The sequence below is a fragment of the Curtobacterium sp. GC_Cur_3 genome (genome assembly GCF_026544205.1).
Lineage (GTDB): Bacteria > Actinomycetota > Actinomycetes > Actinomycetales > Microbacteriaceae > Curtobacterium.
Map to the genome: position 1 here is coordinate 60,397 of NZ_JALNUI010000019.1, position 20,202 is coordinate 80,598.

Sequence of the window (20,202 nt, forward strand, 5' to 3'; positions counted from 1 at the left end):
TCCCTCTCTCCGTCCATCTTGGCGCGGAACCGGGCAGCCGTCTTCCAGCCGCCGCGCGATCCGCACAGGACGGTGCGCAGCGGCGTCACTCCCGGGCGCCGGCGAGCCCGTGGTCGTTCGCGTAGACGACGAGCTGCACCCGGTCGCGCAGCCCGAGCTTGCCGAGCACGCTGCTGAGCTGGGTCTTCACGGTCGACTCGGTGACGAACTCGCGCGCCGAGATCTCGCTGTTCGACAGGCCGCGTGCCGCCCAGCCGAAGACGATCCGCTCCCGCTCGGTCAGGGTGCCGAACTCGACCGGCTGCGGGGTCGGTGCCCGTTCGACGTCCTGCCCGAACAGCTGCGCGAGGTCGTTCGGGGCGATCACCGAGCTGCCCTCGTGCACGGCCCGGACCGCGGCGAACAGGAACGACGGCGTCGCGTCCTTGAGCAGGAACCCGCTCGCGCCGAGCCGGATCGCGGTCGCGGCGGCGGGGTCGAGGCCGAAGGTGGTGAGCACGATGACCCGGGGCAGGGGGTCCGGGAAGGTGCCGTCGAACAGTCGGCGGACGGTCTCGAGGCCGTCCGTCCGGGGCATCCGCATGTCGAGCAGGACGATGTCCGGGTGCAGCTCGGCGACCAGCGTCAGGGCCTCGGCACCGTCGGAGGCCTCACCGACGACCTCCATGTCCTCCTGCGCGTCGAGGACCACGCGGAGGCCGGCGCGGAACAGTGCCTGGTCGTCCGTCAGCAGGATCCGGATGGGCGTGGTCACGGGGTGACTCCTTCGTCGCGGTCGAGCGGGATGCGGGCACGGGCGGCGAAGACGTCCTCGACGACCGCCGCGTCGAAGGACCCGTCGAGGGCGGCCAGGCGGGAGCGCATGCCGGCGATGCCCCGCCCTGAGCCGCCGGTCGCCCCGGTGCCGACGCGGTTCTCGACGTCGAGCACGACGTCGCCCGAGCGCCAGGTCTCGCGGACCGTGACCGGCTGCCCCGGGGCCCCGTGCCGCAGCGCGTTCGTGAGCATCTCCTGGAGCACCCGGCGGATCGCGGTGCCGGTGTCCGAGCGCATCGCCCTCGGGGTGCCGCGGACCGTGCGGTCGACCTCGACACCGGCGTCGCGGATGCCCTGCACGATCTCCTCGAGCGAGCCAGGGTCCACGCGGTCGCCGGTGCCGTCGATGTGACCGAGCACCTGTCGGACCTCGAGCAGGGAGCTACGGGCGGTGCTGGCGATGGTGGCGCTCACCTCGCGGATCCGTGCTTCGTCGTGCAGGAACGGCACCGAGTCGGCCTGGGCGATGATGACGGCGAGGGAGTGGCCCACGACGTCGTGGACGTCCCGGGCGATGGCACCGCGGATGCGTTCCGACTCGGCCTCGTCGACGGCGCGCGTGGCGACCTCCTCGGCCTGCACGCGGAGTTCGGACTCACGCACGCGCAGCGCGGACTCCCGGTTGCGCGACGTCAGCGACCGGACGGCCAGACCTGTCGCCCACACGACGAGCAGGGACGCCACCGGTGCGGCGAGGGCGATCAGCGCCTGGTCGAGCGGCCCGTTGACGAGCAGCGCGAACCGGAAGCCGGTGGTGGCGAGGTACACGGTCGCACCGACGCCCGCGACGACGGCCAGGGCGCCGGACAGGACGACCTCGACCTTGTTGCCGACGATGACCGTCGTGCCGACGACGACGTAGAGCGCGATGTCGACCAGCGACGGTCGCTCGGAGCCGATGACCTGCACGGCGCCCAGCACGACGACCGCGAACATCGAGCCGGAGGGGGAGATCCGACGGACGGCGATCGCGACGACGGCGAGCACGACCGCCCAGGTGCTCGCCTGCTCCAGCTCGACGTCCACCGGGGCGATGAACACCAGGCCGGCGACGAGCCCGAGGGCCAGGTCGATGACGACGGAAGCGGGCGCGATCGCCCTGATGAACCCCCGCCGATCGGTCACCACGCGATCATCGCACGGGCGCGTCCGGTCGTCGCGAGCAGGGCGGCAACGAGGTCGACGTACGGCAGACCCGTCGCGGCGAACATCCGCGGGACCTGCGACTGCTCGGTGAACCCCGGCGCCGTGTTCACCTCGTTCAGCACGACGCCGGTCGGGGTCACGAAGAAGTCGAAGCGGGCGACGCCGGCACACCCGAGCACGTCGTAGAGCGTCCGCGCGGCCTGCTCGAGTCGGGCGTGCTCCTCGGGACTGATCCGTGCGGGGACCGTGAAGTCGGCCGAGCCGTCGTACTTCTGCTCGCGGCCGAAGACCTCGCCGTGACGGACCCCGATCTCGAGCGTCGACCCCGCACGCACGCGGCCGTCGCGGTCGCGGAACAGCGCGATGTCGACCTCGCGACCGGTGACGAAGGCCTCGACGAGTGCGTGCTCGCCGGCCGAGAACGCCCGGTCCAGGGCGACCCCGAGGTCAGCGAGGTCCCGGACGACGGAGACGCCGTTGCTCGAACCGCCCGTCGTCGGCTTGACCACGACGGGGAGCTGCACGGCGACGGCGGGGAGGTCGTCACGAGCCGCACCCGGCCCGGCGGTGTCGTCCCGGTGCACGAGCTGCCCGGGCGCTGTGCGGATGCCGACCGCCTCGGCGATGGTCTTCGTCACCCACTTGTCGATCCCGAGTGCCCCGGCGCGGACCGGTGACCCGACGAACGGCACGCCGAGCAGTCCGAGGAGCCCGGCGATCGCGCCGTCCTCGCCGCCGACGCCGTGCAGGACGGGGAACGCCACGTCGCCCGACGTCAGGACGGCCACCGCGTCGGTCGGGGAGAGCGTGGTGCCGTGCTCGTCGACCCACCCGCCGGACCGGTCGATCGTGAGCGGGACCGCGTCGTGTCCGAGCTGCCGCAGCGCCCGGGTGACCGCCGCGGCCGAGGCGAGGGAGACGTCGTGCTCGTCGTTGGCACCGCCGCCGATGACGGCGACGGTCTGCTGGGCGTCACGCACGGAGGGCCTCCCGGATGCGCTCGGTGTCCACGGTCCGGTCGGTGTCCACGGCGCGCTCGACGCTCGTCGTGCGGTGCACGCGCGCCACCCGCGTCCCGATCCGCGTCACGATCTCGTGCTCGATGGTGTCCGACCACGCGGCCCACTCCGCCACGGTCGGTTCCCCGGCGGCACCGGGTCCGAACACCGTGACGGTCTCCCCGGCGTCCAGACGGTCGTCCCCGGTGTCGACGACGACCATGTCCATCGAGAACCGGCCGACCAGGGGGCGCCGACGTCCGCGGACGAGCACCTCCGCCCGCTCGGACGCGGCGCGGGGCAGCCCGTCGCCGTAGCCGATCGGCAGGAGCGCCAGGTTCGTCCGCCGGTCCACGACGTGGTCCAGGCCGTACCCGACGCCGGTGCCGGGCTCGACCTGCCGTGCGGCGGCGACCTGGGTGGTGAGCGAGAGGGCGGGACGCAGCGCCGTCGAGGTGCCCGACGGGTCGATGCCGAACAGGCCGGCGCCGATCCGGTGCAGGTCGAAGCCGTCGCCGACGCCGGTGATGGTCGCGGCGGTCGCGGCGAGGTGGGTCACGGACGGCGTCAGTCCGCTCCGCCGAGCCGTCCGCACGGCGTTCCGGAAGAGCAGGCGCTCGCGGGCGTTCTGCGGGTGGTCGGCCCGGTCGGCGCAGGACATGTGGCCCATCACCCCGACGACCCCCACGGCACCGAGTGCCTCGGACACACGGGCGAGTGCGCACAGGGACGGCCACGCCTCGGCGGGGGAGCCGTCCCGCGCCATGCCGACGTCGACGTGCAGGTGGACCCGGGCCCGCTGGCGGACCGCGAGCGCGGCGAGGCCCACGGCGTGCAGGACCGCCGGGCTCGACACCGCGACGTCCACGTCGGCGAGGACGGCCGCGGCGAAGTCGGCGTCCGGTGGGTTCAGCCACGTGAGGATCCTGGCCCGGACCCCGGCGGAGCGGAGGGCCAGGGCCTCGTCGATCGTCGCGACGCCCACGGCTGTGGCACCGCTCGCCAGGACGGACGCGGCGACGGCGCCGTGTCCGAACGCGTCGGCCTTGAGCACCGCCATCAGCCGGTCGCCGGTCAGCGCGGCGAAGTACGCGGTGTTCGCACGGATCGCGTCGTCGTGGACGACGAGCTCGGACGGCGCTGACATCAGCCGACCGTGCCGGCCGGGGTGCCGACGGTGACGGTGACGACGCCGCGGGGGAGCGCGGGGCCGGACGACGACGACGACATCGACGACGACGTGGTCGCCGTCGGGTGGCTGCCGTCGATCGCCCAGCACGCCGTCCCGATCACGACGACGATGGCGACGAGGGTGGCGGCGGTGCTCCTGGTGGTCCTGCTGGTCATGGGACAAGCGTCCGGCAGGGCACCCTGGCCGGGCATCGTCCTGCCGGTCGAAGCCCCTCAGCCCTCCGGGTGAGATCGGCTCAGGGCCGGTCACCCCTGATCACCGTCGGCTCAGGGCCGGTCACCCCTGGTCACCGTCGGCTCAGATGACGATCGACCCCAGCACGCGGTGCGCGATCGAGATCGACTCGCCCGACACCGCCGACAGCGGCGAGGACAGGAACGCGACCAGGTCCGCGATCTGCGTCGGGCTCGACTCCCCGCCGGCACCGCGCTGCACCTCGGCGCTGGGGTCGTCGGTGACCGTGCCCGGGTTGACGACGTTCACCGTGACGCCCGACCCGGCGACCTCGTCCGCCAGGTTCTTCGCGATCACGTTCACCGCGGTGTTCCGGAGCGATGCCGTGATGTTGCCGGACAGGTAGGCGTTCTGGCCGCTCACCACGACCACCCGGCCGAAGCCCGCGTCGCGCTGGGCCGGCAGCACGGCGTTCGCGACCCGCAGGAACCCGAGGGCCTTGCCGTCGACCGCCTGCGCGACCTGCTCCGGGTCAGACCGCTTCGCCGGGTCCAGCGTTCGGGCGCTCGGCGCCGCCGTCACGACGAGCACGTCGATGCGTCCGTGCTCGGCGAGCACCCGCGCGACCCCGGCGTCGACCGAGGCCTGGTCCGCGGTGTCCATCGCGACGGCGGGGGTCGCCGGCGCCGAGGTCGCCGTCCCGGAGGTCGCCGGCCCGTCGTCGTCCGACGCACTCCGGGACGCGACGACGACCGTCGCCCCTTCGGCCCGCAGGCGGTCGACCACGGCGGCGCCGATGTAGCCCTTCCCGCCGACGACGAGTGCGACACGGTCACTGAGCTGCAGGTCCATGCCGGTCACGCTAGCCCCCGGTGCGACGACAGTCTGAGCGGTTCAGTGCGCGAAACGTACAGATCCTGAACCGTTCGTTGCGTGAACCGTTCACGTCCTGAAACACTTCACTCGTCCAACCCGGACTGCAGCACGACGAGGAAGGCGGAACCAGGCATGCGCAGCACGTACCACGGGGCTCAGCGGAGCACCTCGCTCTCCGGCACCCACACCCGGGTCGGCCTCACCGCCCCCGCCGTGATCGCCGCCTACGTGAACGCCCGCATCGAGGACCCCTCGCTGCTCTCGGCCCGGCGTGAGCCGTCCTACGCCGACTTCTTCGCCGCCCACCAGGGCTGAGCGCCCACCAGCCTGAGCGCCCACCAGCCTGAGCGCCCACCAGGCCTGAACACCCGGAGTCCATGACCCCATGCCGTTGACCGTCGTCCGCCGCGAGCACCACCACCTCTACACCCGCGAGCCCCGATCCACCGCCGCACGCAGCGCCGTCGAGGCCATCCTCCGACTGCAGCACGCCGAGGAGCAGCAGATCGAGCACGCCCGCACCGAGAGCGGTCTGTCGAAGAACGAGTTCCTCGCCGTCCGGTACCTGCTCCAGGCGCACCGCGACCACCGCGCCATGGGGCCGAAGGACCTCGCCGTGATGCTCGCCGTGTCGAACGCGTCGGTCACGAAGCTCGTCGACACCCTCGTCGACAAGGGCGACCTCGTCCGCACCGCCCACCCCACCGACCGGCGGGCACAGGTGCTCGAGCCCACCGAGCAGGCGGCTGCGAAGATCGACGCCTCGTACGCACGCTTCCACGAGGTGGTCGTCGAGGTCCTCGACCGGCTGCCCGCCGCCGAGAACGAGGTCGTCACGCGAGCGCTCGGCCAGGTGGTCGAGGCGCTCGCCGAGGCGGTGCCGGAACCCGAGGACGAGTACACGGTCGCGGACAGCGCGCGCTGACGCGACCAGGACCCGAGACTGGAGGCTGCCCACGGGCCCGGTGGGAGCCTCCCGTCTTCTGCCCCACCGGAAACCTTCCAGCGGTAAGTTGTCTGCATGACCGCCGCCGAGGACGCCGACGCCGCTCCGCGACGCGGGTACCGCAAGGGTGCCGAGCGGCGGGTGCAGATCCTCGACGAGATGATCCGGATGGTCGCCGAGCAGGGCGTGGACGCCTCCTCGCTGCGGTCCGTGGCCGAGGCACTCGGCATCACCCACGCCGCCCTGCGGCACTACTTCCCCTCGCGCGACGAACTGCTGCTCGCGGTCTACCGGGAGCACGAGGTGCGCGAGCAGAACTCGCCGGACCGGTTGGCGTCGGCGATCGGCGACATGCGGGACAGCGCTCGGCGCAACCGCGAGGTGCCCGGGCTCGTGCAGCTCTACACGACCCTGGCCGCCGACGCCGTCGGTGAAGGGCACCCGGCGACGAGTGACTTCATGCGCGAGCGTTTCGCGCGGCTGCGGTCGGAGCTCGCCGTGCTGATCCAGCGCGACCAGGACCTCGGGCGGATCCGGGGCGACCTCGACCCGACGGACCTGGCGTCCCTGAGCATCGCGGCGTCCGACGGGCTCCAGGTGCAGTGGCTGCTCGACCCGGACGCGGTCGACGGGGAGCGCGTGCTGCGGCTGCTCGAGCAGCTCGTGCCGCCGCCCGCGTCCTGACGTGCATCGAGGGAGCAGACGATGTCGGATGCCCGTGGGCGACCCGATGTCATCTGCTCCCTCGATGGGGGCGCGTGTGCTTCCTAGGCGGTCAGCACCGCTGCCGCGGGGTCGAAGTCCTCGGGGAGCGGCGGGATCGCGAGCACGGTCGACGTGATGTCGACGGCCGTGCCGGTCGCGGCGGCGTCACGGATGCCGAGCAGCACGTCGAGGACGTGCAGCGCGGTGGCACCCGAGGCGCGCTCGGGGCGGTCCTCGGCGATGGCGCGGGCGAGCTCGACGACCCCGGTGCCGCGGCCCCAGGTCGACCCGACGGCGGTGATCGTCTCGGGCTCGTCCTGGCCGTACCGCCACAGGGTGGAGTCACCCTCGAACGTGTTCGGGTCCGGGAGCGAGATCGTGCCGAGCGTGCCGTTGATCTCCACGAAGCCCTGGCGCGGCATCGCGTGCTGGAACGAGAACGTCGACTGGGCCGACTGCCCGCCGGCGAACTCGATGAGGGCCGCGTGGTGCGTGGGGACCTCGACCGGGAACGTCTCGCCCGCCCGGTCGCCGGACGCGATGGTCCGACGCTCGAGCGACTTCGACGAGACGGCCTGCACGCGGGTGGCGGCGCCGAAGGCATGCACGAGCGTCGTCACGTAGTACGGCCCCATGTCGAACAGCGGTCCGGCACCGGTGGCGAACAGGAAGTCCGGGTTCGGGTGCCAGGCCTCGGGCCCGGGGACGTGGAACATCGTGGTCGCGGTGAGCGGCTCGCCGATGTCACCGCGGGCGATGGCCCGGAGCGCGGTCTGGATGCCGGCGCCGAGCACGGTGTCCGGTGCCGTCGCGACCCGGAGGCCCTTGGCCGTCGCGGATGCGAGCACCGCGGCGGCGGAGTCGTGGTCCGTGGCGATCGGCTTCTCGCTCCAGACGTGCTTGCCGGCGTCGATGATCTGCTGGTCGACCTCGGCGTGTGCGGCCGGGATCGTCAGGTTGATGACGATCTGGACGTCGTCGCGGGCCAGGAGGTCCTCGACGGACCCGGACGCTCCGACCCCGTACTCCGCTGCCTGGGCGGCGGCGCGGTCGAGCAGCACGTCGGCGACGAAGCGGACCTCGACGTCGGCGAACTGCGTCAGGTTCGTGAGGTACTGCGTGGAGATGTTGCCGGCACCGATGATGCCGATCCCGACACGGCTCACTTGTCGTTGTCCCCGAGCCAGGTGAGGGACTCGGCGATGCCCTCGAAGACGTCGCCCTTGTACGCGTCGAACTCGACGACGCGGATCGCCTGGGGCGCTGCGGCGAGGATCGACACCACGTCGACGTCGCCCTGGCCGGCGGGGGTCTGGTTCTCGAAGGCGCGCTGCAGGGCCTCGGGGACGATGAGGGCGCTCTCGGACGACGGCAGGGCGTCGCGGATGTCGCCGTCGACCTGGCCGTCCTTCACGTGGATCGCGACGACCCGGTCGCCGAGGGAGCGGAGCACGGCGGGGGCGTCCGCGCCACCGACGGTCGCCCAGAAGGTGTCGACCTCGAGGACGGTCTCGGGGGCGAGCTGCTCGACGAAGAGCTCGTAGACCGTACGGCCCTCGACCTTGTTCGTGAACTCCCACTGGTGGTTGTGGTACCCGAACTGCAGGCCACGGGCCGCGGCCTCGGCGGTGAGCTCGTTGACGCGGTCGGCGATCGCCTTGACGTCGTCGGCGGTCTGCCAGCGGTCGGTCGGGATGAAGGGGTCGATGACGGTCCTGATGCCGAGACGCTCTGCGGCGTCCCAGATCGGGGCGGTGTCGGCGGCGTCGATCACGGCGACGTGGCCGGACGGGGCCTTCAGGCCGGTGGCGGCGAAGGCACGCTCGAGGTCGGCGGCACGTTCGACGAACGCGTAGGGCTCGACGTTCTCGTACCCGATCTCGCGCACGCGGGCGATGGCCGCATCGAGGTCGTCGGCGATGGCGTCTCGCAGCGAGTACAGCTGCACGGAGGTGATGGGCATTGCGCGGGGCTCCTTCGGTCCTGACTGGGCTGTGCTGACCCGTCGAGGACGCGATGCTCCGCGGCGAGATCGAGGACGACGCTACACCGAAAACCACCCGGTGTGTAGTTTTGTGTCGCTCGTGTCCGCGCAGCGGGCCACCAGCGTCCGCACCCGTCGTCGCCCACGTCCGCACCCCGTCACGGTGGCCGGCGTGCCGGGCGGGCGCCGAGCCTCCCGGGCTACCGTGGACCGGTGCTCCACGACGCGACCCTGACCTTCGACAGCCCAGCCGGACGCATCCGTGGCCAGCGCGACGACGGGGTGGTGCGGGTCCTCGGGGTCCCGTACGCGCAGGCCGACCGCTTCCAGCCGCCGCAGCCGGTGCCGCCGTTCCCGGACGTGTTCGACGCGGACACCCCGGCGCCCCTCGCGCCGCAGTCGCCCTCCCCGGTCGTCGACCAGCTCCTGCACGTGGTCGAGGCCGAGGTCGACGAGCACTGCCAGCGGCTCTCGATCACGCTGCCGGCAGACGTCGGCGACGACGAGCGACTGCCGGTGATGGTCTGGGTGCACGGCGGCTCCTACGTCATCGGTGGCGGGGACCTGCCCATGAACGACCCGGTCGACCTGGTCACCGAGCAGCGCGTGGTCGTCGTGACCGTGACCTTCCGGCTCGGGGTGCTCGGGTTCCTCGGCGACGGCGAGCGGGTGCCGGCGAACCTCGGGCTGCTCGACCTCGTCGCGTCGCTCGGGTGGGTGCACGAGAACATCGCCGCGTTCGGCGGCGACCCCGACAACGTCACGCTCTTCGGGCAGTCCGCCGGCGGTGACGCCGTCGCGCACCTGATGATCAGCGACGGCACCGCGGGGCTGTTCCACCGCGCGATCGTGCAGAGCGCACCGCTCGGGCTGTCGCGGGGGCGCTCCCGGATGAACCGCGCCATGGTGCGGACCGTCGGCGCGGTCGGATCCGACACCGCGCTCGAGGACCTGCTCGACCGGCAGACACGCGCGGAGCGGATCGCGATGCCGTTCGGACTGCGCGGCGGGATGCCCTACGGCACCCAGTACGGCTTCGCACCGCTGCCCGCGGAGCGCGACCTCGCGGAGGCCTGGCGCCGGGTGGCACCGCACATCGACCTGATGATCGGGTCGGCCGCGGACGAGACCGCGATGTACGTGCCCGTCCTGCCGGTCGTGCGCCGGTTCGTTCGCAACCGGGTGGGTCGGGCACTCGTGCGGTGGTGGCTCGTCCGGCCGCTGACCGAGGTCATCTACGGTCGGGACGCGCGGCGGTTCGCGGAACGGCACCGCGCCGGCGGTGGCACGGCGATCCGCTACCGGCTGCTCCGCGGGGCGACGCGGCGGCCGACCGGTGCAGCGCACATGGGTGAGCTCCCGATGCTGCTCGGCCGGCGCGAGGCCTGGGCCGGCAGCCTGTTCGTGTCCGAGCGTGACTGGCCCGAGGCCGAACGACGCGGCCCCGGCGTCCGGGCGATCTGGGCGGAGTTCGCGCGGACCGGGCGGGTCACGGCGGCGAGCGACGAGACGCTGGCGTTCGACCGCGGGTGACGGTGGCGGGTCGCCGCGCGTGACGGTGCCGGACCGCCGCGGGTGGCGGTGGCAGGCGGCTTCGGAGGCCGGTGGCGGGCAGCTCCGGCCGGCACCCCCTGAACTGGCGGTATCCACGGTCGTTCCACCCCCGGAGAATCAGGGGATGCCCGTGTCCGCCGATCCCGATCTCCGTGCCCGCATCGTGGCCGCGGGGATCTTCGCGTACCGCGCCGCCGACTTCCACCAGGTCGGACCCGACGAGGTCGCCGTCCACGCCGACATCTCCATCGAGGAGTTCCGCCGCGTCTACCCGGTGTGGGAGCTCTTCATCGTGGCCGTCATCGACCGCTGGAACACCGCCACACAGCAGGCGCTGCGGTCGATCGGCGAGCGTGAGGGTGCCGTCGCCTACATCCGGGCCCGCCTCGAGACCGGTGAGGGCGACCCCGCGCTGGTCCGGCTGCACCTGGCGCTGTTGAGTGCCGCCTCCACGCCGGGGCACGCTGCTGCCGGGTGGTTCCGCAAGCAGTACACGTTGGCCTTCGAGGACCTCACCGTGATGCTCGCCCGCGACGTCGTGATGGGGCGCGAGGCCCGTGGCACTGCCCCGCGACACAGTGCCGAACAGCTGCTCGCGCTGTACGAGGGCCTGCAGCTGCAGTCGTTGCTCCGCGACCAGTCGGACCTGCTCGCCGGGTACGACCGTGCCGTCGCGCGGATGCGTGTCGGGTGGGCGAACGGCCCGGTCGCACAGCCGGCTCGCTAGCTGCCCTCGCGCTGGCCGTCGTCGCGCCGGTCGTCGTCGTGCTGGGTGCCGGCACGCTGGCCGTCGTCGCGCTGGAACTCCAGCCGCATCACGGACCGCCGGGTGGTCGGGTGCGTCACCTCGTGGAACCCCGCCGCGTCGAAGGCCGACCGCGGGCCGACGAACAGCTCGCCCCAGATGTCCTCGACCCCGGGCGCCAGTTCCATCGGGTAGCCCTCGACCGCGCGGGCCCCGTGCCGCCGGGCATGTTCCACGGCGCCCACGACCAACGCGTGGCTGACGCCCTGCCGCCGGAAGCCCTTCCGCACCACGAAGCAGGCGATCGCCCAGACGCCCTCGTCCGCACGGTCCTCCTGCCGTCCGGCCCACTGCACCCGGGTCTTCCGGAAGCGGACGAACGCCGGCCGCGGTTCCACCGCCGCCCAGCCCACCGGTTCGCCGTCGCGGTACGCCACGATCCCGGTCGTCTCCCGCGCCTCCGGGTCGTCGCACCCCGTCTCCGCCCGGAACCGCCGCGTCCGTTCCTCCACCGGCATGTCCGTGAAGGTCCGGTCGAAGGTCTTCAGCCACTGGCAGTGGCAGCGCGCCGGGTCGCCGCGCTCGCCGAACACACGGTCGAGGTCCTCCCACGGCACCTCGTTCGCCGGTCGGAACGTCGTCGCGTCGTCGTTGGTCGTCTCGCTCGTCGCCATGGGTGGGCCCTCCCGTCGCCGGATGGCGCTCAGGGTAGTCCCGCACCAGCGGCGGACGACAGCGCCGGACAGGAGGCTCGGCGCGGCACGCGTCCGCTCGTGCGGCTTCCTGGGATGGTCGGGTCATGGAGTACACGGACTACGACACCCGGCTCGCGGCGTACGGCGTGGTCACACACGAGGGCCGGGTGCTGCTGGCGATGCAGCGCTTCCCCGAGGCCGGCACCTGGGCACTGCCCGGCGGAGGCGTCGAGTACGACGAAGGCGTCGAGCAGGCCGTCGTCCGCGAGTTCATGGAGGAGACCGGGTACGAGGTCGCCGTCGGGGGACTGCTCGGCGTGCGACACCACCTGGTGCCCGCGGAGCGTCGGATGCACGAGAACGGCCGACCGATGAAGGCCGTGCAGGTCGTGTTCCGCGTCCGGATCACCGGCGGTGCCCTGCGGAACGAGGCCGACGGCTCGACCGAGCGGGCGGACTGGATCCCGATCGCCGAGCTCCCGCACCATCGACACGGTCTCGTCGTGCCGATCGCACTCGGGTGGGCGGGCGCGCTCAGCTGACCCGCGCCGCCGCGGCCGGCGCCGGTGGTTGGTCCCAGCGGTGAGATCGCAGTTGGTGTCGGGTGAGCGCTGTCCGAGGCGACACGAAGTGCGATCTCAGCGTCAGCACCGACTGCCGGTCACTCCGCGATGACGCTGAAGACGTTGCCGGAGGGGTCGGTGAACCAGGCGATGAGCGGGCCGCCCTTGCGGTTCACGCCCTTCGCGTCGGTCATGCCCTCGTACTGCAGGAACGTCACGCCCTTCGCGGTGAGCTCGTCGACCGCGGCGTCGACGTCGGGCACGGGGAAGTTGAGCACCGTGAAGGCCGCGGGCTCGTGCGCCGGACCCTTCGGGTAGGCCAACACCCACCTGCCGCCGCCGAGCTGGAGTGCGAGCATGCCGTGGTCCTCGGTGACCTCGAGCCCGAGGACGTCCTCGTAGAAGGCCCTCGCCTCGGCCGGGTCCCGGACGGAGAACCCGCTGAACGCCTTCGTCGCGTCGATCGTCATGCCGACAGTGAACTCCTCTGGGAGGATGAGTGCGTGCGCACGGAGGGAACGGTCGACGACGCCGTCCGACGCGCGGTCGAGCTCGCCGCGTCCGGTGAGCGCGTCGTGCTCGGGATCGCGGGAGCCCCCGGCGCGGGCAAGTCGACCCTGGCCCGCCGTGTGGTCGTCGCCGTCGACGAGCACTTCGGCGTCGGCACCGCCGTGCAGGTGCCCATGGACGGCTTCCACCTGTCGAACGGCGCACTCGACCGCCTCGGCCGGCATGACCGGAAGGGCGCGATCGACACCTTCGACGCCGACGGGTACGTCGCCCTGGTCCGCCGACTCGTCCTCGCCGACGAACCCGTCGTGTGGGCCCCCGACTTCGACCGCCGCGTCGACGAGCCCGTCGCCGGCAGCATCGCCGTGCCGCGGGACGCCCGTCTCGTGGTGTCCGAGGGCAACTACCTGCTCGACGAGTCCGCACCCTGGGACGCGCTGTCGGACCTGTTCACCGAGACCTGGTTCTGCACGGTCGACGACGGGGTCCGGGTCGACCGCCTCGTCGGTCGGCACATGCGGCACGGCCGTGACCACGAAGCGGCACGCTCCTGGGCGGTGGAGGTCGACGGCGTGAACGCCGAACGGGTCGCTGCCACGGTGAGCCGAGCCTCCCGGATCGTCCGGACCTGACCCCCTGCGGGCCGCGACCCGCGCCACACGACAGGAGCCACCATGACCATCGCCATCACCGGCGCGACCGGCAACATCGGCGGCGCCGTCGCCCGCGCGCTCGCCGCGGACGGCGTGCCGTTCCGGATGGTCGTCCGCGACCCCGCCCGTGCACCGGAGCTGCCGGACACCGACGTCAGGACGGCGACGTTCGCAGACGCCGACGCGTCGCGGGCAGCGCTCGAGGGCGTCGACCTGCTGCTCATGGTCTCGGGCGCGGAGGCCAAGGACCGGCTGGAGCAGCACCGGACCTTCGTGACGGCGGCGGCGAACGCGGGTGTGCGGCACGTCGTCTACACGTCCTTCATGGGCGCGGCGGAGGACGCCACCTTCACGCTCGGACGCGACCACTGGGCCACCGAGCAGGCGATCCGCACGACCGACATGGCGCACACGTTCCTGCGGGACAGCTTCTACCTGGACTTCGTCGAGGACCTGGTCGGCGAGGACGGCGTCATTCGCGGTCCGGCGGGCGACGGCGCGATGGCAGCGGTCGCGCGGGCGGACGTCGCGCGCGTGGCGACGGCCGTGCTCCGGGACCCGGCGGCGCACCTCGACCGGACGTACGACCTGACGGGGCCGGCGGCGATCACGCTCGCGAAGGCCGCGTCCATCGTCAGCGATGCGCGCGGTCGTGCCGTGCGATACCAGCCGGAGACGCTGGAGGAGGCCTACGCCTCGCGGGCGCGGTGGAACCCGGAGCCGTGGCAGGCGGACGCGTGGGTCAGCACGTACAGGGCGATCGCGGAGGGGGCGCTCGCGCGGGTCACGGGCGACGTCGAGCGTGTGACGGGTCGGGCGCCGATGTCGTTGCGGGATGTGCTGCGCGCGGGGTGACGCTGCGCGCGCGTCCTCGGCGGAGCCGTTCCTGGCGGGTACTCGCTGCCCCGTGCGTTCCCGGCGGTGCGTTCCTTCCCACATCGCGTGCAGTGGGAAGTCGATTCGCGCGTGATGGGTCGGAAGGAACGACCTGCAACGCGCGATTCGACCCGCTACGCGGCGTTCAGCTCGCTGCGCGGGTCAGGGCACCCGGCGCGCGGCGAGGGTGCCGACCACGCCGAGGACCAGCACCGCGACGAGCACGACGAGCAGCGGTGCCGTCCAGTCCCCGGTCGCCCCGTGGAGCGCGCCGGCGACGATCGGGCCCGCGGACCCGAGCAGGTACCCGCCGCCCTGCACGAATGCCGACATCCGGCGGGCGTCGTCGTCGTTCGAGACGAGCCGCACGATGATGATGAAGATCACCGTGATGCCGCCGCCCTGGGCAGCACCGCCGAGGATCGACCACAGCAGCCACAGCTGCGGCGCGAACAGCAGCCCGAGGGGCATCGCGAGCCACAGGGTCCCGACGAGCGACAGGATCGCCCTCGGCCGCCAGCGGGCGGCGAGCACCGGGACACCGAGCGCCCCGACGACCGCGAGGATCTGGAACACCGACGAGCTCGCCCCGGACGACGCCTTCGAGAAGCCGATCTCGTCGTGCAGCAGCGTCGGGATCCAGGCGGTCAGGGCGTAGTACGAGAAGGCCTGTCCACCGAAGGCGAACGTCAGCCCGATCGTCACCCAGCGGGTCGGGCGGACGACGGAGACCCGGGTCGGCGCAGTCGTGGTGCGGACGGCGCCGGTGTCGAGCACCTGGTCGATCGGCCCGGTCACTGGCAGCGGTTCGACGACCGCACCCGAGCGCGGGCCGAGCCAGGCGGCACGCGCGCCCACGGTGTACGTCCAGGCGAGGCCGGCGATCAGGGCGAACACCCCCCACAGGGCGATGGCGACCGGCCAGCCCCACAGGTCGGCGATCGGAGCGGTGCCGAGCGAGGTCGTCATCGACCCCACGTTGAGCGCCGACGTGTAGACGCCGGTGACGATCCCGACGCGTTCCGGTGAGGTGTCGCGGCGGATGACCACCGGGACGACGACGTTGCCGATCGTGATGCCGATGCCGATCACCGCGGTGCCGACGAGCAGCGCGGCGGCACTCGGCAGCGACCGGATCACCGTGCCCACGAGCACGACGACGAGCGACAGCGACACCGCCCGCTCCGGGGTGGCCTTCGCGATCACCCAGCTCGCGAGCGGCGTCGCGAGGGCGAAGCAGAGCACGGGGATCGTCGTGAGCAGCCCCGCGACGGTGGTGGTGAGCCCGAGGTCCATCCGGACGTCCCCGATGACCGGAGCCGGCGCGACGATCGGCCCGCGGAAGTTCAGCGCGACCAGGACGATCGCGACCGGCAGGACCCAGCCCGCGCGGCGGACCAGCTCCCCCCTGGCGCTCACGCGCGGCCGGCGAGGTCGGCGGCGGACGTCCCGGCAGTGCCAGAGCCGGCAGCGCCAGAGCCGGCAGCGTGCGGCCCGGCAGCGTCCGACCCTGGCAGCAGGATCGGCAGCAGGTCGAGCGGCGTGGCGGCGGTCGCGATGGTGCCGACGGCCTCCTCGGGGGAGCCGTAGCCCCACTCGGCGAAGACGACGGGCACACCGTGCACCGCGGCGCCCTCGACGTCGTGCAGTCGGTCGCCGACGAGCACCGGTCGGCTGATGTCGAACCCGCGGGCGTCGAGGCGCTTGAGTGCTTCCTCGACGACGTCGGCCTTCGAGGACCGGACCTCGTCGTCGCTCGCACCCGTGATCACGTCGATGTCCCCGACGAGTCCGTAGTGGTCGAGGATGTACGTCGCCGGGGTCTCGGGCTTGCTCGTCGCCGTCGAGATCGGCAGCCCCGCCTGGTGCAGGGTGCGGAGCACGACGTCGATGCCCTCGAACATCCGGGAGTCGAGCGCCCCGTGCGAGAAGTAGTGCTCGCGGTACACGGCGAGGGTGCGGTCGGCGAGCTCGTCGTCCATGCCCATCGCGATGTGGAAGGTGTCGAGGATCGGCGGACCGACGAACGACATCATCGTCGCGTGGTCGGGGACGGGCACTCCGACCTGGCGGAACGTGTACGTCAGGCTCTCGAGGATGCCCGGCGCCGAGTCGCTGATGGTGCCGTCGAGGTCGAAGAGGATGGCGCTGAACGGGCTGGTCATGTCAGGACCAGCCTAACCGGGGCGGTGAAGTCGATCGTCAGCGGGGCGTGACGGGCGCTGCGGAGCCGGGCCGAGCCTCCTGGCCGGTGGGGTGTTCCTTCCCATGACGGGCGCGCTGGCAGGTGGGTTCGCGCGTTGCGGGTCAGAAGGAACGACCGCCTACGCGCGATTCGACCCGCTACGCGCGGAACGACCCTCTACGCGCGCGAAGACCCCCGGCAGGACGAACCCACCTCAGAACAGGCGGGTGTGCCCGCCCTCGATGCCGCGCATCGCGTCGTAGTCGAGCACCAGCACGCGGATGCCGCGGTCCTCGGCGAGGGTGCGGGCCTGCGGCGCCACCGTCTGCGCCGCGAGCACGCCCTGCACCGGACGCAGCATCGGGTCGCGGTTCATCAGCTCGAGGTAGCGCGTGAGCTGCTCGACCGCGTCGATGTTGGCGTTCCGCTTCATCTCCACGGCGACGCTCGCACCGGCGTCGTCCCGCGCCAGGATGTCGACCGGTCCGATGGCGGTCATGTACTCGCGGCGGACCAGCGTGTGCCCGTCGCCGAGGAGCTCGATCTGCTCGGACAGGAGCTGCTGCAGGTGGGCCTCGACCCCGTCCTTGACCAGGCCTGGGTCGACGCCGAGGTCGTGGGTCTGGTCGGCGATGACCTCGTGGATGCTGACGACGAGCTTGTCCTGGGTCTTCTTCTGCGTGACCGTCCAGACCTGCTCGATGCCTGCCGAGGCCTGGTCCTCGGAGGGCTCGCCGATCTCGATCGAGCACGGCGGGCTCATCCAGTTCAGCGGTTTGTAGCTGCCGCCGTCCGAGTGGACGAGCAGCGAGCCGTCCGCCTTGAGCATGAGGAGCCGGGTCGCGAGGGGCAGGTGAGCCGCGAGGCGACCGGCGTAGTCGACGGAGCAACGGGCGATGACGAGACGCACCCGGGAAGCCTAACGGGCGTCGCGTCGCGCTCCGCTCGCGCTGGTCGCGTCGGTCTGGTTCGTCGCGTCCGTCGCGTGGGTCCCGTCGGTCTCGTGGGTTCCGGCCAGGAGGCTCGGGCCGGCCCCGGTGGTCCCGGTCGCCTCCGGCGTCCGCTCGCGGGCCGCACCGGATGCCAGACCCGCCGCGATGATGAACACGAACACGATGAGCAGGCCGTGGAGCAGGCCGAAGTGCTCACCGACGAGGCCGATGATCGGCGGGCCGGCGAGGAACGCGACGTAGCCGATGGTGGCCACGGCGCTGACGCGGGCGGCCGCGGTACGGGGGTCGTCAGCGGCGGCGGACATGCCCATCGGGAAGCCGAGCGACGCCCCGAGGCCCCACAGCACCACGCCGACGATCGCCAGCGGCACGCTCGGCACGAAGATCAGCATGCCGAGGCCCACGACGGCCACCGCGGCGCTCGCACGGAGCACGGGGACGCGGCCGAACCGGTCGATGAGGGGACTGCCGGCGACGCGGCCCGCGGTCATCGCGGCGAGGAACACGGTGAGGACGGCCGAGCCGCCGTCGTTCTCCAGCCCGTGGCCGTCGATCATCGCGAGGGGCAGCCAGTCGTTCGCGGAGCCCTCGGCCAGGGCCATGCCGAGCACGATCACGCCGATGAGCAGCGTCGACGGCTGCCGCCAGACGGCCCAGCGCGAGACGGGGAGCGGCACGGGGCTGGTGTCGGTGGCCTCGGCCGGGGCGACCCGCTCGTCGCCGAACCAGCGGACGGCGGTGAGCATCGCGAGGCTCGTGAGGATGCCGAGGACGATGAAGTGCAGGGCGACCGGGACCTCGAGCCGCTCGGCCAGGGAACCGAGGCCGGCGCCGGCGAGCGTTCCGAGGCTGAACGCGGCGTGGAAGAGCGGCATGATCGTGCGGCCGCCGAGCCGTTCGGCCGTGGCGCCCGTCACGTTCATCGACACGTCGCACAGCCCGTTGCCGAACCCGAACGCGATGAGGCTGATCCAGATCGCCGCGAATCCCCAGCCCAGGCTGACCGAGATGCCGGCCATCACGAGCCCGAGCGCCAGGCAGGCGGCGGCGATCTGCACGCCGCGCTTGGCCCCGAGCTTCCCCACGATGTGCCCGGCGAAGGTCAGGCCGGCGATCGACCCGACGCTCATCCCGACGACGAGCAGCCCCATCGTCAGGGTGCTGGCGCTGAGCTCGTCGCGCACGCTGGGGATGCGCCCTAGCCAGGTGGCGATGTCGAGCCCCGAGAGCGTGAACACCACGAACACGGCGTTGCGCCACGCTCGGGTGCTCGGTGCGGTCGTGATGGCGGACGCCGTCGTCATGGTGCTTCCGATCGAATCGATTCGAGTGTGGTTCTCCGATACGCTAACCGGCGATGGACGACACGGCAACACACGGCGGCGCGTCGGGGACTCCCCGCGTTGCCGGCACCGTCCCCGCAACCGCGCGGGCCGCTCGGCCGACGCTCGTCGCCGTCGCCCGTGCCGCCGGGGTGGCGCCCTCCACCGCGTCCCTGGCCTTCAGCGGCACCGGTCCGGTGTCCGAGGAGACCCGCGCCCGGGTCCTCGCCGCCGCGGCTGAGCTCGGCTACGACGGCCCGGACCCGCGCGCCCGGTCGCTCCGCCGTGGCCGGTCCGGCGTCATCGGTGTCGTGATGGACGAGCGACTCAGTGACGCCTTCCGCGACCCGGTCAACGTCCTCACGCTCGACGGCATCGCCGAGGTCGCCGGGGAGGCCGGCGCCTCCCTGTTGCTCGTCCGCAGTCCGCTCGACGACGAGCGCGGTGCCGGACCCCTCGTCGACGCCCCGATGGACGCCGTCGTGCTCGTCGGGTGCAACGTGCGGGTCGACCCAGCGGTCGCCGTGCTCCGACGCCGCGGGATCCCCGTCGTCGCGATCGAGGCCGACGACATCGAGGGCGCCGTCCCGATCAAGCTCGACAACCGCGAGGGCTCGGGGCGTGCGGCCGCGTACCTCCGCGACCTCGGGCACGCCGCCGTGACGGTCGTCGCGCTGCCCCTCGACGCCTCGCACCACCGCGGGCCGATCAGCCCCGAGCGCTTCGCCGCCGGCGCTGCCTTCACCACGACGGAACGACTCCGCGGGGTGTGGGACGTGTTCCCGGACGCCGTCGCGATCGAGGCCGGCGGCAGCTCCGTGGAGGAGGGCCGCATCGCCGGTGCCGCGCTCTTCGCCCCCGACGGCAGCCGTCCGACCGCGGTGGTGGCACAGAGCGACCTGCTGGCCGTCGGGGTGATCTCGGCGGCGCTGGAAGCCGGGCTCCGCGTGCCGGAGGACGTCAGCGTCGTGGGCTTCGACGGCATCCAGGTCGACGACAGCCTGTTCCACCGTTCCCCGATCCGGCAGCTGACGACGCTCGTGCAGCCCTTCGTGCAGAAGGGCCAGGCGGCGGCGCGGGCGGCCCTGGCGATGCTCGAGGGCGAGTCGCCCGAGGGTGCCGCGTTCCGCTCCGAGCTCCGGGTCGGCGACACGACGGCGGCCCCGCGGGGCTGAGGGTCCGGCCGCGGCTCGCACCGTGCGCGGTCCCTCGCACCGTGCGCGGTCCGCCGCGGTCGCACCGTGCGCGGTCCGCCGGCCCGTGCGAGGTTGCACACCCCGTGCGACCCGCCAACCTCGCACCGAGTGGC

The 20,202-nt window shown here is 72.8% G+C and carries 23 protein-coding genes; 9 read left to right on the forward strand and 14 right to left on the reverse strand.

From position 1 onward, the window contains the following. Positions 1 to 85 precede the first annotated feature (85 nt). From OXR63_RS11585 to OXR63_RS11610, 6 genes are all read right to left on the reverse strand, one after another. Complete coding sequence (locus OXR63_RS11585) at positions 86 to 754, reverse strand: response regulator (protein ID WP_267423338.1); 669 nt, start codon at positions 752 to 754, stop codon at positions 86 to 88. After that, positions 751 to 1,941: a sensor histidine kinase gene (locus OXR63_RS11590; protein ID WP_267423340.1), complete on the reverse strand. Its 1,191-nt coding sequence runs from the start codon at positions 1,939 to 1,941 to the stop codon at positions 751 to 753. Before OXR63_RS11590 ends, OXR63_RS11585 begins: the two co-directional genes overlap by 4 nt. Further along, on the reverse strand, positions 1,938 to 2,942 hold the full coding sequence (locus OXR63_RS11595) for a D-alanine--D-alanine ligase family protein (protein WP_267423342.1): 1,005 nt from the start codon (positions 2,940 to 2,942) through the stop codon (positions 1,938 to 1,940). The genes OXR63_RS11590 and OXR63_RS11595 overlap by 4 nt, the downstream gene beginning before the upstream one ends. After that, complete coding sequence (alr, locus tag OXR63_RS11600) at positions 2,935 to 4,107, reverse strand: alanine racemase (RefSeq protein ID WP_267423343.1); 1,173 nt, start codon at positions 4,105 to 4,107, stop codon at positions 2,935 to 2,937. Before alr ends, OXR63_RS11595 begins: the two co-directional genes overlap by 8 nt. Then, on the reverse strand, positions 4,107 to 4,307 hold the full coding sequence (locus OXR63_RS11605) for a hypothetical protein (protein WP_267423345.1): 201 nt from the start codon (positions 4,305 to 4,307) through the stop codon (positions 4,107 to 4,109). The genes alr and OXR63_RS11605 overlap by 1 nt, the downstream gene beginning before the upstream one ends. Positions 4,308 to 4,449: 142 nt before the next feature. Beyond that, complete coding sequence (locus tag OXR63_RS11610) at positions 4,450 to 5,178, reverse strand: SDR family NAD(P)-dependent oxidoreductase (protein WP_267423347.1); 729 nt, start codon at positions 5,176 to 5,178, stop codon at positions 4,450 to 4,452. 156 nt (positions 5,179 to 5,334) lie between these two features. Between OXR63_RS11610 and OXR63_RS11615 the strand changes: the two genes are divergently transcribed. The 3 genes from OXR63_RS11615 to OXR63_RS11625 all read left to right on the forward strand — a co-directional run bounded on the left by OXR63_RS11615 (position 5,335) and on the right by OXR63_RS11625 (position 6,832). Beyond that, entirely contained in the window at positions 5,335 to 5,517 is a 183-nt protein-coding gene (locus OXR63_RS11615; protein ID WP_267423348.1) for a hypothetical protein, read from the forward strand. Positions 5,518 to 5,587: 70 nt separating this feature from the next. After that, entirely contained in the window at positions 5,588 to 6,127 is a 540-nt protein-coding gene (locus tag OXR63_RS11620) for a MarR family winged helix-turn-helix transcriptional regulator (protein WP_267423349.1), read from the forward strand. Between the two features lie 96 nt (positions 6,128 to 6,223). Continuing rightward, positions 6,224 to 6,832: a TetR/AcrR family transcriptional regulator gene (locus OXR63_RS11625; RefSeq protein ID WP_267423350.1), complete on the forward strand. Its 609-nt coding sequence runs from the start codon at positions 6,224 to 6,226 to the stop codon at positions 6,830 to 6,832. 83 nt (positions 6,833 to 6,915) lie between these two features. Here OXR63_RS11625 and OXR63_RS11630 read toward each other — a convergent pair whose 3' ends face one another. Continuing rightward, a complete protein-coding gene (locus tag OXR63_RS11630) occupies positions 6,916 to 8,019 on the reverse strand; it encodes a Gfo/Idh/MocA family protein (RefSeq protein ID WP_267423351.1) in 1,104 nt (367 codons plus the stop codon). Then, positions 8,016 to 8,816 (reverse strand): sugar phosphate isomerase/epimerase family protein, encoded by an 801-nt coding sequence (locus OXR63_RS11635; RefSeq protein WP_194659625.1) that lies wholly within the window; start codon positions 8,814 to 8,816, stop codon positions 8,016 to 8,018. The genes OXR63_RS11630 and OXR63_RS11635 overlap by 4 nt, the downstream gene beginning before the upstream one ends. A gap of 234 nt (positions 8,817 to 9,050) precedes the next feature. Here OXR63_RS11635 and OXR63_RS11640 point away from each other — a divergent pair, with 234 nt between their 5' ends. Continuing rightward, positions 9,051 to 10,370, forward strand: a complete 1,320-nt coding sequence (locus OXR63_RS11640; protein ID WP_267423352.1) for a carboxylesterase family protein — start codon at positions 9,051 to 9,053, stop codon at positions 10,368 to 10,370. Positions 10,371 to 10,515: 145 nt separating this feature from the next. Next, positions 10,516 to 11,118, forward strand: coding sequence for a hypothetical protein (locus tag OXR63_RS11645; protein ID WP_267423353.1), 603 nt, complete (start codon positions 10,516 to 10,518; stop codon positions 11,116 to 11,118). On the opposite strand, the gene OXR63_RS11650 is transcribed toward OXR63_RS11645, so the two are convergent. Next, positions 11,115 to 11,810, reverse strand: a complete 696-nt coding sequence (locus OXR63_RS11650; RefSeq protein ID WP_267423354.1) for a GNAT family N-acetyltransferase — start codon at positions 11,808 to 11,810, stop codon at positions 11,115 to 11,117. The two genes, OXR63_RS11645 and OXR63_RS11650, sit on opposite strands and share 4 nt — an antisense overlap. Before the next feature lie 125 nt (positions 11,811 to 11,935). Between OXR63_RS11650 and OXR63_RS11655 the strand changes: the two genes are divergently transcribed. Further along, positions 11,936 to 12,373, forward strand: coding sequence for an NUDIX hydrolase (locus OXR63_RS11655; RefSeq protein WP_267423356.1), 438 nt, complete (start codon positions 11,936 to 11,938; stop codon positions 12,371 to 12,373). A gap of 119 nt (positions 12,374 to 12,492) precedes the next feature. Here OXR63_RS11655 and OXR63_RS11660 read toward each other — a convergent pair whose 3' ends face one another. Continuing rightward, the gene (locus tag OXR63_RS11660) at positions 12,493 to 12,864 is read right to left on the reverse strand and encodes a VOC family protein (RefSeq protein WP_194659629.1); all 372 of its coding nucleotides are present in this window, start codon (positions 12,862 to 12,864) and stop codon (positions 12,493 to 12,495) included. Between the two features lie 33 nt (positions 12,865 to 12,897). Between OXR63_RS11660 and OXR63_RS11665 the strand changes: the two genes are divergently transcribed. Together OXR63_RS11665 and OXR63_RS11670 are read left to right on the forward strand one after the other, a co-directional pair. Further along, a complete protein-coding gene (locus OXR63_RS11665; RefSeq protein ID WP_267423361.1) occupies positions 12,898 to 13,536 on the forward strand; it encodes a nucleoside/nucleotide kinase family protein in 639 nt (212 codons plus the stop codon). Between the two features lie 42 nt (positions 13,537 to 13,578). Beyond that, positions 13,579 to 14,412 carry an SDR family oxidoreductase gene (locus OXR63_RS11670; RefSeq protein WP_267423364.1) on the forward strand — a complete coding sequence of 278 codons (834 nt, stop codon included), beginning with the start codon at positions 13,579 to 13,581 and terminating at the stop codon, positions 14,410 to 14,412. A 183-nt stretch (positions 14,413 to 14,595) separates the two neighbouring features. Here the strand turns inward: OXR63_RS11670 and OXR63_RS11675 are convergent, their stop codons facing one another. The 4 genes from OXR63_RS11675 to OXR63_RS11690 form a co-directional block, all read right to left on the reverse strand. Next, a complete protein-coding gene (locus tag OXR63_RS11675) occupies positions 14,596 to 15,852 on the reverse strand; it encodes an MFS transporter (RefSeq protein WP_267423366.1) in 1,257 nt (418 codons plus the stop codon). Next, the gene (locus OXR63_RS11680) at positions 15,849 to 16,598 is read right to left on the reverse strand and encodes an HAD hydrolase-like protein (RefSeq protein ID WP_267423368.1); all 750 of its coding nucleotides are present in this window, start codon (positions 16,596 to 16,598) and stop codon (positions 15,849 to 15,851) included. The genes OXR63_RS11675 and OXR63_RS11680 overlap by 4 nt, the downstream gene beginning before the upstream one ends. 234 nt (positions 16,599 to 16,832) lie before the next feature. After that, positions 16,833 to 17,528: an endonuclease NucS gene (nucS, locus tag OXR63_RS11685; RefSeq protein WP_071278704.1), complete on the reverse strand. Its 696-nt coding sequence runs from the start codon at positions 17,526 to 17,528 to the stop codon at positions 16,833 to 16,835. Positions 17,529 to 17,537: 9 nt separating this feature from the next. Then, entirely contained in the window at positions 17,538 to 18,875 is a 1,338-nt protein-coding gene (locus tag OXR63_RS11690) for an MFS transporter (RefSeq protein ID WP_267423370.1), read from the reverse strand. A gap of 53 nt (positions 18,876 to 18,928) precedes the next feature. Here OXR63_RS11690 and OXR63_RS11695 point away from each other — a divergent pair, with 53 nt between their 5' ends. Next, complete coding sequence (locus tag OXR63_RS11695; RefSeq protein ID WP_267423397.1) at positions 18,929 to 20,068, forward strand: LacI family DNA-binding transcriptional regulator; 1,140 nt, start codon at positions 18,929 to 18,931, stop codon at positions 20,066 to 20,068. Positions 20,069 to 20,202 lie beyond the last annotated feature (134 nt).